Source organism: Nostoc sp. (genome assembly GCF_036917535.1).
In the GTDB taxonomy this organism is placed as follows: Bacteria; Cyanobacteriota; Cyanobacteriia; order Cyanobacteriales; family Nostocaceae; genus Nostoc.
In genome coordinates this window covers 18,964-33,680 of the sequence record NZ_JBALDA010000004.1, presented here as the reverse complement: position 1 = coordinate 33,680, position 14,717 = coordinate 18,964, and the positions used below count along the sequence as shown (strand labels likewise).

Annotated in this window: 14 protein-coding genes; 9 read left to right on the top strand and 5 right to left on the bottom strand. The window is 39.1% G+C overall.

Annotated features, from left to right (window positions below; translation table 11 throughout):
* Positions 1-535: 535 nt before the first annotated feature.
* From V7K56_RS00835 to V7K56_RS00800, 8 genes are all read left to right on the top strand, one after another.
* Positions 536-847 (top strand): hypothetical protein, encoded by a 312-nt coding sequence (locus V7K56_RS00835; protein ID WP_334906663.1) that lies wholly within the window; start codon positions 536-538, stop codon positions 845-847.
* Positions 848-970: 123 nt separating this feature from the next.
* Positions 971-1,933, top strand: a complete 963-nt coding sequence (locus tag V7K56_RS00830) for a DMT family transporter (RefSeq protein WP_334906661.1) — start codon at positions 971-973, stop codon at positions 1,931-1,933.
* A gap of 157 nt (positions 1,934-2,090) precedes the next feature.
* Positions 2,091-2,867, top strand: coding sequence for a sulfite exporter TauE/SafE family protein (locus V7K56_RS00825; RefSeq protein ID WP_334906659.1), 777 nt, complete (start codon positions 2,091-2,093; stop codon positions 2,865-2,867).
* A gap of 204 nt (positions 2,868-3,071) precedes the next feature.
* Positions 3,072-3,458 carry an oxalurate catabolism protein HpxZ gene (gene hpxZ / locus V7K56_RS00820; protein ID WP_334906657.1) on the top strand — a complete coding sequence of 129 codons (387 nt, stop codon included), beginning with the start codon at positions 3,072-3,074 and terminating at the stop codon, positions 3,456-3,458.
* Between the two features lie 73 nt (positions 3,459-3,531).
* A complete protein-coding gene (locus tag V7K56_RS00815) occupies positions 3,532-3,726 on the top strand; it encodes a hypothetical protein (RefSeq protein WP_334906655.1) in 195 nt (64 codons plus the stop codon).
* Positions 3,727-3,756: 30 nt separating this feature from the next.
* Positions 3,757-3,927, top strand: a complete 171-nt coding sequence (locus V7K56_RS00810) for a hypothetical protein (RefSeq protein ID WP_334906653.1) — start codon at positions 3,757-3,759, stop codon at positions 3,925-3,927.
* 70 nt (positions 3,928-3,997) lie between these two features.
* Positions 3,998-4,561: an NUDIX hydrolase gene (locus tag V7K56_RS00805; protein WP_334906651.1), complete on the top strand. Its 564-nt coding sequence runs from the start codon at positions 3,998-4,000 to the stop codon at positions 4,559-4,561.
* A 60-nt stretch (positions 4,562-4,621) separates the two neighbouring features.
* The gene (locus tag V7K56_RS00800) at positions 4,622-4,774 is read left to right on the top strand and encodes a GNAT family N-acetyltransferase (protein WP_334906649.1); all 153 of its coding nucleotides are present in this window, start codon (positions 4,622-4,624) and stop codon (positions 4,772-4,774) included.
* A gap of 237 nt (positions 4,775-5,011) precedes the next feature.
* On the opposite strand, the gene V7K56_RS00795 is transcribed toward V7K56_RS00800, so the two are convergent.
* The 5 genes from V7K56_RS00795 to V7K56_RS00775 form a co-directional block, all read right to left on the bottom strand.
* Complete coding sequence (locus V7K56_RS00795; RefSeq protein ID WP_334906647.1) at positions 5,012-5,686, bottom strand: hypothetical protein; 675 nt, start codon at positions 5,684-5,686, stop codon at positions 5,012-5,014.
* A gap of 644 nt (positions 5,687-6,330) precedes the next feature.
* Positions 6,331-6,792, bottom strand: coding sequence for a hypothetical protein (locus tag V7K56_RS00790; RefSeq protein ID WP_334906645.1), 462 nt, complete (start codon positions 6,790-6,792; stop codon positions 6,331-6,333).
* 27 nt (positions 6,793-6,819) lie between these two features.
* Positions 6,820-8,658, bottom strand: coding sequence for a bifunctional serine/threonine-protein kinase/formylglycine-generating enzyme family protein (locus V7K56_RS00785; RefSeq protein WP_334906643.1), 1,839 nt, complete (start codon positions 8,656-8,658; stop codon positions 6,820-6,822).
* 435 nt (positions 8,659-9,093) lie between these two features.
* Positions 9,094-11,493: a beta strand repeat-containing protein gene (locus V7K56_RS00780; protein WP_334906640.1), complete on the bottom strand. Its 2,400-nt coding sequence runs from the start codon at positions 11,491-11,493 to the stop codon at positions 9,094-9,096.
* Positions 11,494-12,009: 516 nt separating this feature from the next.
* On the bottom strand, positions 12,010-12,819 hold the full coding sequence (locus tag V7K56_RS00775; protein WP_334906638.1) for an ABC transporter permease: 810 nt from the start codon (positions 12,817-12,819) through the stop codon (positions 12,010-12,012).
* A 783-nt stretch (positions 12,820-13,602) separates the two neighbouring features.
* Here V7K56_RS00775 and V7K56_RS00770 point away from each other — a divergent pair.
* Complete coding sequence (locus tag V7K56_RS00770; protein WP_334906716.1) at positions 13,603-14,688, top strand: glycosyltransferase family 4 protein; 1,086 nt, start codon at positions 13,603-13,605, stop codon at positions 14,686-14,688.
* Positions 14,689-14,717: the final 29 nt, after the last annotated feature.

The following is a 14,717-nucleotide window of genomic DNA, read 5'->3' as shown; positions in this document are numbered from 1 at the left end:
ATGAGTCTTTGAATTCCGTTAATGAGTCTTTAATACTCGCTGACGAGTCTTTGATACTTGTGAATGAGTCTTTGAACTCCGTTAATGAGTCTTTAATACTCGCTGACGAGTCTTTGATACTCGTGAATGAGTCTTTGAACTCCGTTAATGAGTCTTTAATACTCGCTGACGAGTCTTTAATACTCGTGAATGAGTCTTTGAACTCCGTTAATGAGTCTTTAATACTCGCTGACGAGTCTTTGAACTCCGTTAATGAGTCTTTGAACTCCACTCCCCTGGTTTATTTGCTACCCCTCATCTCCCCATTCTCTTTTACTGGCTTAACCTTCCACTGATTAATGACTTCTGAATTCTGAACTCAGTATCTAATGATGATCGCACTTTTTTATGAAACTCTTCTATACACCTAATTTACCCTATGCACGCATTGCACGGGTAGCAATAATAGAATTGAATCTGTGCGTTAGGCGTAGCCCGTCGTAGACATCGCATCAAAACGCAAAAAGTCATTGCACGAGATCCAAACAGCGACCTATTGAATTACAACCCTACAGGTAAAGTACCAACTCTAGCGACTGATGACGGATTTATCTTGAGTGAAACACGTATAATTTGGTTCTATCTAAATCACTTAAATCCTGAGATTAAACTAGTTGCTGACATATCTAATGGTTTTTTACAGCAACTTGAAGGTATGACTGGTGGGTTCATAGATGGCATTGCTGTCTGGGTACGGGAGTTAAGGCATCCTCTGGGTGAGCAGTCTCTTGGGGCGATCAAGTTTGAGCATGAGCGGGCATTGAGAATTTTGGACTATTTCGAGAAGATATCAGATAAACTGGCATAGTTTTGATTGAACAACTGGCAGTGTTTTTGAAGCGACGGCTTTGATTTCCTCAAACTTCATCTGGTTTGTTATTCCAGTGGTTTTAACAATACAATCAAGTCGTCTCTAAAGAAATTTTTTATCGTGTTGGGCATCTTAACGGTTCTTCTATCCTCTTTTGTTTTGACGTTTCACAACGTTACTGTCCGAGTTTTGTTTTCAGAACATCTCGTACTAGGTTTATTTTTACTCGGTGGATACGTTAAACCGGATTTGCAGAATTCCTTCTTGCTGATGTTTATGCGAATGCTGCTGGTGGTTCCACTGATGGCATCTCTATCATTCAAGCTATATCCATCTGCTTGGACAGAACTCCAAGACTTGTTCACCCGCAAGCGTAGAGATGTTTTGATTCAAGCTCTTGGCTGTGGAGTGCTAATGTTTGTGTATATTGCCTCACTCTACATTGCTATTGGCTTGATTCCCACAGGCATTGCCTTGACCCTTTTCTTCACCTATCCCGTATTTACAGCACTGTTGTCATGGAAGTTTTTTGGCGATCGCCCCACATTGTTCCGTTGGCTGGTAATGGCTATTATTCTGGGGGGAAGCGCTCTCACCATTCCTCAATCTTCTGCTACCTACAGCAGTCATACCATTGCGATCGGCATTTTCGCTAGTTTTGGCGCTGGGATCGTTTATGCCTTTTATTGCATCATTGCTCAAAAATGTTTAGAAAAATTCCATCCAGTTCCATTCACCTGGATCAGTTTTGCTTCCACTCTACTGCTTTGCAGTATTAGTTTACTTTTTTGGCCGGCTAAGAGCGGCCAACTTGATTGGACACCCCTATGGATTGGTAGCATATTTTCGGGTCTTGTCAGCTTTCTCGGACACACTTTAAACAATGTGGGAATTCGGATGGTTGGCGCATCTACCGCTTCCATAATTGGCTCTAGCAGTCCAGCATTGACGGCGCTAGTTGCATGGATAACCATTAGCGAAACTTTAAATGTGATTCAGAGTGTAGGGATTGGTGTTGTCACATTGGGCATCGCCTTACTTAGTGCAGAAGGTTTTGTGAAAAAGCTCAAAATTAGAGGTTGAATTGGGAATTAAAATATGCCTTTCTTTGCTATTCTTTTCGATCTTGACGGGACTTTGACAGATCCTAAATCTGGCATCACTGGTTGCATAAAGCTTATGGTGCTGACTTGATTGCCCATTCTCCAAGCGATATTCCAAAATTAATAATTCGTAAATAATGCCACCATCTTTAACACTTTTCCATAGTTTACTTCTCTTTAGTACCGCTTTTATTGCAGGTGGATTAAACGCTGTAGCAGGTGGTGGAAGTTTTATCACGTTTCCAACTCTTATCTTTACAGGTGTACCCCCGATCGCAGCTAACGCCACGAATAATACCGCGATTTGGGTGGCTGCTCTAGCAAGTGCTGGAGCATATCGTCAAGATTTAAACATCGAGCGGCGAGATTTTTTACTTTTATGTGGTGTCAGTTTAGTTGGTGGCATAATTGGCTCGGTAGCTTTGTTATACACATCGCCAGATGTGTTTAAAAAGCTGATTCCCTATCTATTGCTGCTAGCAACGGTTGTATTTACCTTTGGTGAATCGTTTAAAAAGTGGTTACAGCGTCAAAAGCAGAATATATCACCGGAATCTGTACCCTTGTTTAATTTGGTACTGGCTCAACTAGCGATCGCAATCTATGGCGGTTTTTTCGGCGCAGGTTTAGGAATTTTAATGCTGGCAACTCTGACATTTTTAGGTATCAAAAGTATTCACAAAATGAATGCTTTTAAGACATTTTTAGGGAGTTGTATTAATGGTATTGCAATTATTCCATTTATTTTTGCAGGTGTAATTGCTTGGCATCAAGCTATTTTGATGGCAGTAGGTGGCTCTCTTGGTGGTTACTTAAGCGCTCATCATGCTCGTCAACTTGAACCGCACTTAATTCGGAAATTTGTGATGATTGTTGTCTTCAGCATGACTGCCTACTTTTTTATTCACGGTTAAGGACTAAGAGCTACTGAGGGGTGATCTATGGAAGCATCAAGAAAATCGCAGGTCATGCTTCGTGCTTTTGGTTCCAGAAATTTTCGCCTCTACTACATAGGTCAGGCAATTTCTTTGATTAGTACGTCCAGAGCTTAAAAAAAATAGCTTTGGCTATTTGAAAGAGTGCATAATCAGCCATAACACCAAAAATTGGTAAAAACAATGACTACTATAAATGACCCTACTGTTATAGCTGAAGTAACTGATTTGTACCTCAAATATGAAGAAGCCCTTTCTAATAACAATTTAGAGGTGATGGATAGCTTGTTTTGGGATGCGCCCGAAGTAGTGCGGTTTGGAATTACAGAAAACCTCTATGGCGGCGATGAAATTCGTAACTTTCGCCAGAATCGACCAAACCCAAAAATAGAGCGAGAAATCTCGAATCTCAAGGTTGTAACTTTTGGGAAAGATGCAGCAACAGTAACTTTAGAATTTCGCCGGATTATCAATGGTGCAGAGCGTTTTGGGCGACAAAGCCAGACTTGGTACAGGTTTACCGAAGGATGGAAGGTGGTTTCAGCCCATGTTTCATTATTGCCAGTGTAAGTTTTAAAACTATGACTAGCATTACCGAAATTGCCCCAGATATCTATCGCATCTCAACCTATGACCCAAAATTGTGAGTGCATTACACCCAGATAGTACATTGATTACGATCAAGAGCGATCGCCAGCTTGCAAAACTTGTGCAACAGCTATTTGCAGATAAGTCTAATGCCCGCGCACTTCAAGGCGACTGGCGCGATTTGCTCACCTATGCTCCCTTTGATTTGTTATTTGCCGATGGCGGAAAGGCAAAACTCACAGAACCTTAAACATTGATAACTGCTCTCAAGCTTGGAGGCTTGATCTTACTAGACGATCTCACACCCAAAGAATACTGGCCACCAGAATGGCACGGACGCACAGATCCAATCAGGAAATTTTGGCTCAAAGATCTTCGGATTGCCGCCACAGAAATCCGCGTGACAGCAAAAAGTGCAGTAATTTTTGCAACGCGCATCCAATGGCTATAGTACTAGCTTTACCAAATTTAAAATTACTAGAAATAATTACTGTAAAAAACAGAGAAATAGAGGTTTAAATATGGAAAATTCATTTGATTGGATTGTTTTAAAATCTAGACATATAGTAAAAGACAAATGGATTTCAGTACGGTCTGATACTTGCCAAATGCCTAATGGAACAATAGTTGACCCCTATTATGTTCTTGAATATCCAAGATGGGTAAATGTTGTAGCTTTAACTAAAAATCAGGAAGTTATTTTAGTAAAGCAATATCGCCACGGTCTGAAAAAAACAATTCTAGAATTGCCCAGTGGTGCTGTAGAGACTGAAGATATTTTACCATTAAAAGCCGCAAAACGCGAGTTATTGGAAGAGACTGGTTACACTAGTAATAATTTTATTGAAACTGGTATATTATCACCAAACTCAGCCAATCATAACAATTTAACTTATTGTTTTTTAGCAACAGATGTAGAATGTATAGCTGATTTAAAGTTAGACCTTACCGAACAAATTGATGTAGTTTTATTGCCTTTAAAAAAGGTCGTTGAAGGTATTGATAAAGGTATACTATTGCAAACATTACATATTAGCTCATTATTTTTTGCTCTAAAAAAACTTGATAAAGTGCAATTTTCTTAATCATCTGGCTAGAGTTGTCTTTGTCAATAACTTCACTAATGACTAAACGAGGATTCACTAATGATATTGGAAACTCAACGCTTATTACTGCGGGAAATGACGCTTTCTGACCTCGACGCCTTACTGCTTGTCCTCGGCGATGCAGAGTCGATGCGCTACTACCCAAAACCCTTTGACCGCGAGAGCAGTCTTAGAAACAGAGAAGTTCAATAATCTGTGTACCAACGTTGAGGCTGTTCACCAAGAACATAGTTAGCTATTGCATTAAGATGAGAGCGAAAGTATCTTGTTCCTAGTCTGAGACTAGGAATGCCTGTTGTTGGGGCTGCCGTCTCAAGACTTGCGGCAGGGTCCAATGAACAGCATTTCTAGCCTCTGGCTGTAAACGAGACTTGAAAAGGATTAAGCGTTGGTTGTAGAGCGAACTTTGGTTGGCTGTGCTTCAAAATATCAAGTGCATTTAATTTTTTGAGTATAAAATCTAGCTACTAAAAGAGCCGCACCTGCTACTAAAGTTGCTAGTACACTATCAGGTTCAGGGACAGCAGCAACTTGAGCATCAATTCGTGCAGTTCCAGCAAACAAACCTGACAATTTAGGGTCGTTTAATATATCAGCAAACTCTGGAGAAATTAACAATTGAACATCAGGGATGGTTAAATTTTGACCATTAAATGCTACAGGTCCGGGAGTGCTTAAATCAAACAAGATTGTATTTAAAGAAAATGTGTCTCTTAAAACAAGTCCGCTGGCACCTGTAACAGTACGTCCTGGAGCAAAACCGATTGAAAAATCACCAACAGTAATTTGATCGTTGAATGTAACAGTACCAGTATGCTCGATTGTACCTGAGAGCGGAGTAAAACCGCCCTCATCACTGAACATGAAGTTAGTAAGTGAGTCAATGTTGAAGCCAACTAAATAATTGCTAGGAATTGGTGCAACTGTCTGATTAGTACCTGTCAAGTTTAGCCCAATACTACTAAGAATCTTCTCATGATCGCGATCAATGCTGGTGACTCCAGATATCACTTTAAAAGTTGCAGCTTCTACCTGTATGGGTGCTATTGAGATAAAAGCTGCTGTCGTACAACCAAGAATTCCTGCAAACTGAAAAAAACGCATATATATTTCTGATGATCTTTGTAGTTTATTTTATCTAAAAAAACGTCCTTTATTAATCTATGAACTAAAAACTTATCGCTAAAAAAGTATTTTCAAAATTGAAGATTATGTAAACATACAGTTAATAACAAAATGTAACTATACAGTTACAAATACAAAGGTGAGTATGTGGGTGCAAATAAAAATTACTAGTAAAAATGAGGCGTAAAGTATAAGGTATAAAGCATTAAGAATATAAGAAAAAAAAATATACTTACGTTTAATTATGCCCAATACCGATTATTTAGGAACAAATTTCAAAGTCCCTCTTCTAATCTTGAGCTATGCATTAGTCACATCTTTCTTAACAATCTTGAAACCCTAGTTTTATAAGCATCTTGGATACTGATATCTTAGGTATCCTTGACAAATGTACCCTTATTATTCTCGATAAAACTACGTTTTTATTGGGAATTAACGACGAAATCATAAGGGTTAGAAAAAATGTGATTGAATACTCTCACAAATGTTGAGAAAGATCCGGGTAATGGATAGTAACCTTGAAAGAAGGATTTAGGGTGAGGGTTTTTGATTCATGCATGAAGTCTAATTAAGTATTCGCAGATTCTAGCTGAGAACCAGAGAAAGCTAATTTATTTCTTAGTTCACAGACTTGTTCTAATCCACCAGCTTATTTTCTCCAAATTAGGATCTATTTCCTGCCAAAAGCTTGCTGATGAGTCTGTTTCTCTTATTGTTACGAGTATTCTATCTATACTGTCGAAGTTTTTTTGAATTAATTGCTTATCTAATTTAGGAATATCTAATTTCAGATATTTTAAACGGTTGGGTAACTCTACTTTCTCTTTTGCTTGCAAGTGGGCAATCTGAGCAACTTGTTCTAAAATTGTATCTACTGATACAATAATTTCTTGCAGGCTGGGTTTTTTAGTTTTTAATTGTAAATCCTTTTCTTCAAAGGCTTCTTCTTGATTACTTAACTTTACTAAGACTATTTTGACAAAGAAAATATTGTAATCTACCTCACTAACTTCACCAACTTGCTGATAGTATTTTCCACTTTTATTTATAACTACTATGTCACCTTTCTCAATTCTATTGTTCATAACTTATACAATTTTGTAATTAAATTACTAAATAATCTCCTCTACAGAAAATACTACTCTAAAGCCACAAACCCTCAATCCACCGTCTGACTCATTCCAGCTACGACTGGCGCTGCGACAAAGTTCTGGACTGAAACTCCAAGAACCACCGCGTAGCACCCGGCGATTCATATCACCGCCAACTTCCCAAGCTGTTCCATCTAAGGGTGCGTCGTTGTAATTGTTATGCCATGAATCAGCACACCATTCCCAAACTAACCCGTGCATATCGTACAATCCAAAAGCGTTAGCGACTTCAAAACTACCGACGTTTGTTGTTTCTTTACGGAATTTGCTTTTTGGTTCCATAGTACAGCTGACTAACTCAGGAGTAATGGTTTCGCCGAAATGGAATGAGGTTGTAGTTCCAGCACGACAAGCATATTCCCATTCAGCTTCACTCGGTAAACGATAGTCGCGTCCAGTTTTTTCTGATAGCCTGAGACAGAATTCTACAGCCTCATACCAAGATACATTTTCCACTGGTCTATCTAGACCTTTGAATTTTGATGGATGGGGATTTAAAGCTTGCTTGACTTTGGGTAAAGCTGCTACTACTCTCCACTGTGCTTGAGTTACAGGGAATTTCCCCATAAAAAACGGTTCAACGGTAACTTGGTGTCGCGGACGTTCGTCAGCATCTCCTTCAAATTCCGGTGAACCCATCATGTAAGTACCACCAGGAATTGATACCATTTCTAATGTGACAGACTTACCTAATTCTTCAGCAAAGAAGTTTGCATTACAGTTCATGTGGTTTACTTCTCTACCACCTGTGTCTACTGTCACTACGTCAAATTTAAAGGTTTCTAATGGGGGTAATGGTACGATTACTTTTTGTGGTAGCGGCGGTAATATTTGTTGAGATATCGAAACAATTTTTAAGGCAACAGGTTCAATGTTTGATGTAGCAAACTTTAAATCGTTGATAACTTCTACTGCTGTTTGATATCTTTCACTCGGTAGATGTTTGAGTAATTTCTCTAAAATTTTCTCTAAGTCGTCGCTAATAGTAATACCTTTTTTCTGTAAATATTCGCGCCACAACCATTTAGCATTCATGGCATCATATATAGGGTCATTAATCTGTCCAGAAGCATCTTGCAACGGCAAACATTGAGTTAAAAGACGCACACAAGTTACGCCCAAAGCATACAAATCACTGCCATGACAAGCAAATCCAGCCATTTGTTCTGTTGGGGCATAGCCAAGGGTATAAATTATCGTAGCTTGTCTTCCTATACTGGTTTGTGTCACCTGTTTAGCACCGCCAAAGTCAATTAAGACGGGTTTTTCATCACTTGTACGGCGGATGATATTTTCTGGTTTGATATCTCGATGAATGACGTTATGGGTATGAATGAATTCCAGAACTGGCAATAAATCAGCTAAAAGTTCCCAAATTTGTTGTTCACCATAAATTTGTTGCTGAACTTCTTGTAAGAGAGTTTTTCCTTGAATAAATTCTTGTACGAGATACAAGCTAGTACCTTGTTCAAAATAAGCTAGTAATCGAGGAATTTGGGTATGATTTTCTCCCAGTTCATACAACCGAAAAGCCTCTTCTTTGAAAAATTCTGCGGCTTTAGTACGTTGTCCTGTTCCCTGAAACTGTGGGAAAAATTGCTTGATGACGCAAGGGGCGTTTAGTCTGTCTACATCTTCTGTAGAATATGTTCTACTAAATCCACCTTCACCTAAGAGTCTTAATACACGGTAACGATTTCTGAGAAGTTTACCAAAGTTGCTTTGTCCGCAACTCACGCAAAATCTATTGCTATCAGAGTTGAATGGATTTGAGCAATTGGGATTTTGGCAGATTTGCATAATGAGGAGGAAATAGCATCTTCTCCAAAGTTAGCCCCAATATTATCTAATTGAAAACAGTTATGTAGAGAAGCGAACACGGAAGTTTATTCATGTGCTTAAAACTATCTTTCACATGAGGCGGAAGGATAATTAAAATAATTCGTAATTCGTAATTCGTAATTTGTAATTAAGTTTTGTAACGGAGATTTAGCGCCAAACTAAAACGGAGGTTTCCTCTGTAGAGGCTTTGTGGCTCATAAGAGGATTTAAACCCCGAATTAAACTAATATTAGTACGTTAGGCTTGCTGTAACACACCCTATATTTTAATATAGCTGTTATTCACTATCCAAAAAGTTTGCAAAGAACCAAATGAACATAGTAGGGTAGCACAGCTAGCTGTGCTACTCTACCCGTGTAAATCATTCAAATGAGAATCGCTATCTCAGATAACTTAGTTGACTTTACGTTGGAAACTAAATGTTCCAGACTGTCCAGGTTGAAGTGGTCCAGGAATTGTATCTAGATAGGTGGTGATATCAACGCCAATCGCATCCGTTACAGCTACTCCCAAATTTAAATAAGTTACAATTCCAGCAGGATCAGTTGCAGTACCGAACACATGACTGGTATCCACCGTTCCATTGCCATCATTGTCTTTTGCCCAGCTATTATTAGTGGAATTACCATTTTCAGTAATAATGATTCCAGTTGCACTTATAGTAGCGTTATTTGAGCCGATCGCAACTGATGAGATATTGGTGTAAGTAATCCGATACTCAATAATGTTGCCTACACCAGGCTTTTTCGTTGTTGTACTAAAAGTGCTATCATTCGTAGCAACAGCAGAACCACTTCCTTGTATAATTCGAGATTCTTTCACAAGTTTCAAGAAACCTGTGTAAACTTGGTCAATCGTATTATTGTAAGATTCTCCAGAGTTAAACGCTCCATCATTATTACTATCCACAAAAGCTCGAATTGTCACAGGAAAAGCTTTACCTGTATCTGTTGATAGAGGCGTTCCTCCAGGTAAATCTACAGTTACGGTATAATCAACTGGGAGATTATTGAGGGTTGGTAGGACAATTCCTAAGCCAGAAGTTAAGGTGAAGGCAGTGCCATTGTATGTATAAGTGGCAACATTGGCTCCAGAGGTCAACGTTACAGTTGTACCTGATGGTAGGTCACTAGTATTGGTTGGCGTAACTGGTACTAGTAAGACATTACTCAACAACGTTGGATCGGGGTTTAGTATAGTATTGAAGAAGCTAACAGCACCAGGATCGAGGGTAGATCCTGGCGGCAGATAGAGTGAAACGATCGCTGATTGGTTTGAAAAATCATCATTATTATTAGTTGCTCCCACAGCGTTAGCGTGCAAGTGCGGCCCATTCAAAATCGAAGTTTGGGCAGTCATCGTAAAGGTGTTAACTTCACCTCCAGGCCCTTGACCTGTGTTGTTATTAGTGCTGTCTGCCCCTTGAATAGCAACATTTGCTACCCCACTATTAGGAATATTTGAACCAACAGTACCATCATCATTAAAGTTGCTAGGGTTTTGGTCGCCTGACTCATCATAAACTAGCTGATTGAGTGCATCACCTTGAGTTTGACCAAAGCTCTGAGCAATATTAGAAATCGTGGCTGTGGAAGTCAAAACTCCATTTGTCACCACTTGGAAGGATAATCCATTTACTGTTGTCCCGGCGGTGAGAGTGCCAGATTTAACAAAACCAATACGAGTTACCAATGTTAAATCAACGGGTACAATACTAGTCCAAAGGGCATTGTTTGCCGTCACTAGTGTAGGGGTCACAGTGTAAACAACACTCCAACCTGTAGGAGGGGTAACTACACTTGCTAAGTGAGTATTTACGGGAATGGCATCAGATACCAAAATTTTGGCACCAACCAGCCCATCTACACTGATATTCGTACCTATCAAATTTGCGGGAGTTAATCCTGTACTACCTGCGGGACTTGTAGAATCAATTTTTAGACTCAAATCGTAGGTCAACTTATCATCACTGAGATTGTTGGGTGTACTGGAATCTGAATACCCAGAACGAACTTTTAAGACTTTAGCAAAGGCCTGTGGAGTCGCAGAGATAGTAGTTGTTTGTTTAGCACTAGCTTCTCGTTCTCCATTCAACGGTATCCCTGGCGTTTCTCCTGCTGTTGCATCTGAATTATCAACGGTGCGGACTTCCGTAGTGTTTGAGCCATCAGGACTATCAGGTTGGTTCTGGGTAGTATTACTGTTATCGTTAGGCCCTGTATCACCTAGTAATACTGAAATAGTAGAACCCGGCGTTGCCAAAAGATTAACTGTGACAGGAACACGAACTTTGACAAATCCACTGACAGGAATGGAACCAGTGGTAAAACCAGCGTTGGGAATAGTAGTTTCAAATGTACCGTTGCCATCTAAATCTGCGGTAATTGCGCCAGCTGTTACTGACCCTGTAATAGTAGCTTTACCTGGAATAAAGAAACGGGTGGGATCGTTCCCCACATTAGTAATCAAAAAATCGTAGTACAGCAAATCGTTAGAAACAACAGTACCACCTGTTGTATCTGTCATGCCTTGAGAAGTCACCACAATTCCTGCTGTCTCTGCTACAGTAACTGTTACAGTATTGGAAGTAGCTTTATTAAGAACATTTACTCCCAAATTATTCACGTAATTATATTCAGCAGTTGCGGTGTTGTCGATAACAGTACCAGCAGTTGTACCATCTGCTAGAGAAGGCATTATTAGTGTAAATGATCCTCCCAAAGAAATTGCTGCTGCTAATAGAAAACGATACTGATACAATTTATGAGCAAAAAAATTGCGTGATGGTTTCATGATTTATGAACTGATTTTTAGTCCTTTAATTTTTGTTATCTAAGATTTTGCACCCCTTGTTTTAAAACTATTTTTGGAGAGTAGATATTGCTTACTATTCGCTCAAATACTGATTTTGAAGTTGTAAGCACTGCTCACTCTACGAATAGTTAGAATGGCTGATTTGGAACTGAACTTTATACATTCCAGTTTGTTTGTAAAATTAATACTTAACCACCGAAAATTTGCTTAATTTAAAGTATTGCCAGATTTTAAATAATTGGTATAAATACTAATTATTTACCCTTGATTCTTAACTTAACTCAGCACTCTCTATGCTGAATGGCACTAAAAAAGCTCAAACACTTGTGGTTTAAGCGGTTTGTAATTGCTTACGTAATTCAGATTGAATACAAATTAAATAATTCTCAGTGTTGTGATCTGTGATTGAGTCAGGTACAGTGCTCAAAGCCTTAGAAACGGCGATTCCATCTGATACCATTGAAGAGGCGAAGATTGTAAAGATTGATTTGACTCTTATTTGAAGCTTTTATTCTCTCCAGAAGCGCGAATTAATTCAGCTACAAGGGCAACGATCGCAGATACTGAAATTAACATGACACTCAGAGCATTAATATCAGGTTTAACTCCGGTTCTAATGCGGCTAAAAATTTCCATTGGCAGGGTGTTATAACCACTACCAGCAGTAAAACTGGCGATGAGAAAGTCATCTAAGCTGAGGACAAAAGCCAACAGACAACCAGCGATAATCCCAGGCATTAATTGAGGTAACAATACTTTGATGAAAGCTTGGGTTGGTGTCGCACCTAAATCTAGAGCTGCTTCTTCTAAGTGGGGATCTAAATTAGTTAGTCGGGAAGCAACTACAAGTCCAACGTATGCCAGACAAAACACGATATGGGCTGCAACTATCGTCCACAAACTCAAAGGTATCGCAAAGGCTGCTAGACATACTAGGGTAGCCACTGCGATCGCAATATCGGGAATAATCAATGGTAGGTAAGCAATACCACGATACAATTTCTTGCCAGGAAATTCGTAACGCGCCAACCCAACCGCCATCAAGGTTCCCAGCACTGCTGAAATTGCCACGGCACAACCAGCAACTATCATACTGTTTTGCAAAGCCGATAAGATGCGATCGTCACTGAACAACTTGCGATACCAATCGAGAGTGAATCCTTGCCAAGTTGCACTGTAGGGCGACTGATTGAAGCTATAAAAGCCTAGTACCAGTATAGGCAGGTACATGAACACAAATATTAACAGTGAGAAAACCGCCTGCCATGAGACACGCGGTTTTTTAAGAGATGGAGACATATTCACGTTTATATATGATTTTTGTTGATGGCAATACAAAATATCATATTTAATGTAAAAAGTCAATGATTTAACTATTTTCTCTGCTTTTTGACTAGCAAAGAATCGAATAGCATCTTAATTAATCATATAAGAAGCTTAACCCCCTTGTTATCAGGTAAGTAAATTTCCGCCCTACACATCTGGTGAAAAAGAGACGTAGCACTGCTATGTCTCTATAAGGGTTTTGGATAACGTATATTTAATTTTTGAAGATGTCTAATAGTTAGTTGTTACGTTTAAAAACTTGGATAGAACTTATAAGAAAAATTGCTGCTTTTGATTTCCAACTATCTACTTTACGAAGGTTTATCATCTGGACGGCTCCAGATTATTCTTGAGAGTACGGAAAGCCGCTTAAAAACTCTCTACACGATTTATTATTGAATTAATATTTGTAAATTAGATATTGACAGGCAATAGTAGAGATTTTTCGCAAAATATCAGCATTTAGCTAAGAATATGACGATTATAGGAAATTTCTGTTTGTCAGCAAAATTTATATTTAACATTGTACCAAATCACCAAAAAATTAATAACCAAAGTGTATTTACCTCTTTAGGAGTGGATAATTTCCGTACTAGGATAGACAACAACTCTAGAAGTAATAGCATAATATCTAAAAAGAATTAGTCAGGTAGTTATAGGATCTAAAGCTACTTTACTCATGCCAAGTCAATCAATTACAAGCACTCAAACAACAAAAATAAAAAACTTCTAATTCAATTTTTATTTTTTAGGAGGTTTATGATGCGAATTGCTCAAGTAGCTCCACTATGGGAAAGAGTTCCGCCTCCAGCTTATGGTGGTATAGAGTTAGTAGTAGGGTTACTAACCGATGAATTAGTTCGACGCGGTCATGAAGTAACTTTATTTGCATCGGGAGATTCTATTAGTTTGGCAAAACTAACTTCAGTTCATCCCCGCGCTCTTAGACTCGATCCTACTGTTAAAGATTACAGCATTTACGAGATGCTGAATCTAGCTTCGGTATACGAACGCGCAGAAGAGTTTGATATTATTCATTCCCATATCGGGCATGGGGCACTGGCTTACGCGAATCTGGTAACAACTCCTACGGTTCACACGTTGCATGGTACTTTTAACCCTGACAATGAAAAGATGTTTAGTTTTGGTAAAAAACAACCCTACATCAATATTTCCAATGCACAACGAGAACCAAGGTTAGGGTTAAACTGTATAGCGACGGTTTACAACGGAATTGATGTTAGCAGCTATGAGTTTCACTCCCAACCAGAAGATCCCCCTTACTTAGCGTTTTTAGGTCGAATATCTCCAGAGAAGGGAGCGCACTTAGCCATAGAAATCGCCAAAGAAACTGGTTGGCATTTAAAAATGGCAGGTAAAATAGATGTCGTTGATGTAGAATACTTTGAGAAGGAAATTAAACCGCACATTGACGGGGAGCAAATTGAGTATCTGGGTGAAGCCAACCATGCTCAAAAAAATGCTCTGATGGGTGGTGCAGTAGCAACTCTATTTCCGATTACTTGGCGAGAACCGTTTGGATTGGTGATGATTGAGTCAATGGCTTCAGGTACGCCAGTGATTGCGATGAAATTGGGGTCTACTGAGGAGATAATTTCTCAAGGCAAGACGGGTTTTATCTGCAATAATATTCAAGAGTGCATTAGTGCTATTGATCGCGTCATAGAGTTAGACCGCTCTGCCTGTCGTCGGTATGTCGAAAACCTTTTCAGCGTTAAACACATGACTGATGGCTATGAGGCAGTTTATCAACAAATAATAGCAGAACGATTTTCTCAGAATGGGCATTTCCGCAGTTTGGTTAATTTAGCTAGCGATCGCATTTAGATTTCGCATTTATGTAATACTACAGTCTT

Excerpts from the sequence above, each read along its gene's own strand:
- V7K56_RS00825 (WP_334906659.1), top strand. The coding sequence starts at position 2,091 with ATGCCACCATCTTTAACACTTTTCCATAGTTTACTTCTCTTTAGTACC.
- hpxZ (WP_334906657.1), top strand. The coding sequence starts at position 3,072 with ATGACTACTATAAATGACCCTACTGTTATAGCTGAAGTAACTGATTTG.
- V7K56_RS00805 (WP_334906651.1), top strand. The coding sequence starts at position 3,998 with ATGGAAAATTCATTTGATTGGATTGTTTTAAAATCTAGACATATAGTA.
- V7K56_RS00800 (WP_334906649.1), top strand. The coding sequence starts at position 4,622 with ATGATATTGGAAACTCAACGCTTATTACTGCGGGAAATGACGCTTTCT.
- V7K56_RS00795 (WP_334906647.1), bottom strand. The coding sequence starts at position 5,686 with ATGCGTTTTTTTCAGTTTGCAGGAATTCTTGGTTGTACGACAGCAGCT.
- V7K56_RS00790 (WP_334906645.1), bottom strand. The coding sequence starts at position 6,792 with ATGAACAATAGAATTGAGAAAGGTGACATAGTAGTTATAAATAAAAGT.
- V7K56_RS00785 (WP_334906643.1), bottom strand. The coding sequence starts at position 8,658 with ATGCAAATCTGCCAAAATCCCAATTGCTCAAATCCATTCAACTCTGAT.
- V7K56_RS00780 (WP_334906640.1), bottom strand. The coding sequence starts at position 11,493 with ATGAAACCATCACGCAATTTTTTTGCTCATAAATTGTATCAGTATCGT.
- V7K56_RS00770 (WP_334906716.1), top strand. The coding sequence starts at position 13,603 with ATGCGAATTGCTCAAGTAGCTCCACTATGGGAAAGAGTTCCGCCTCCA.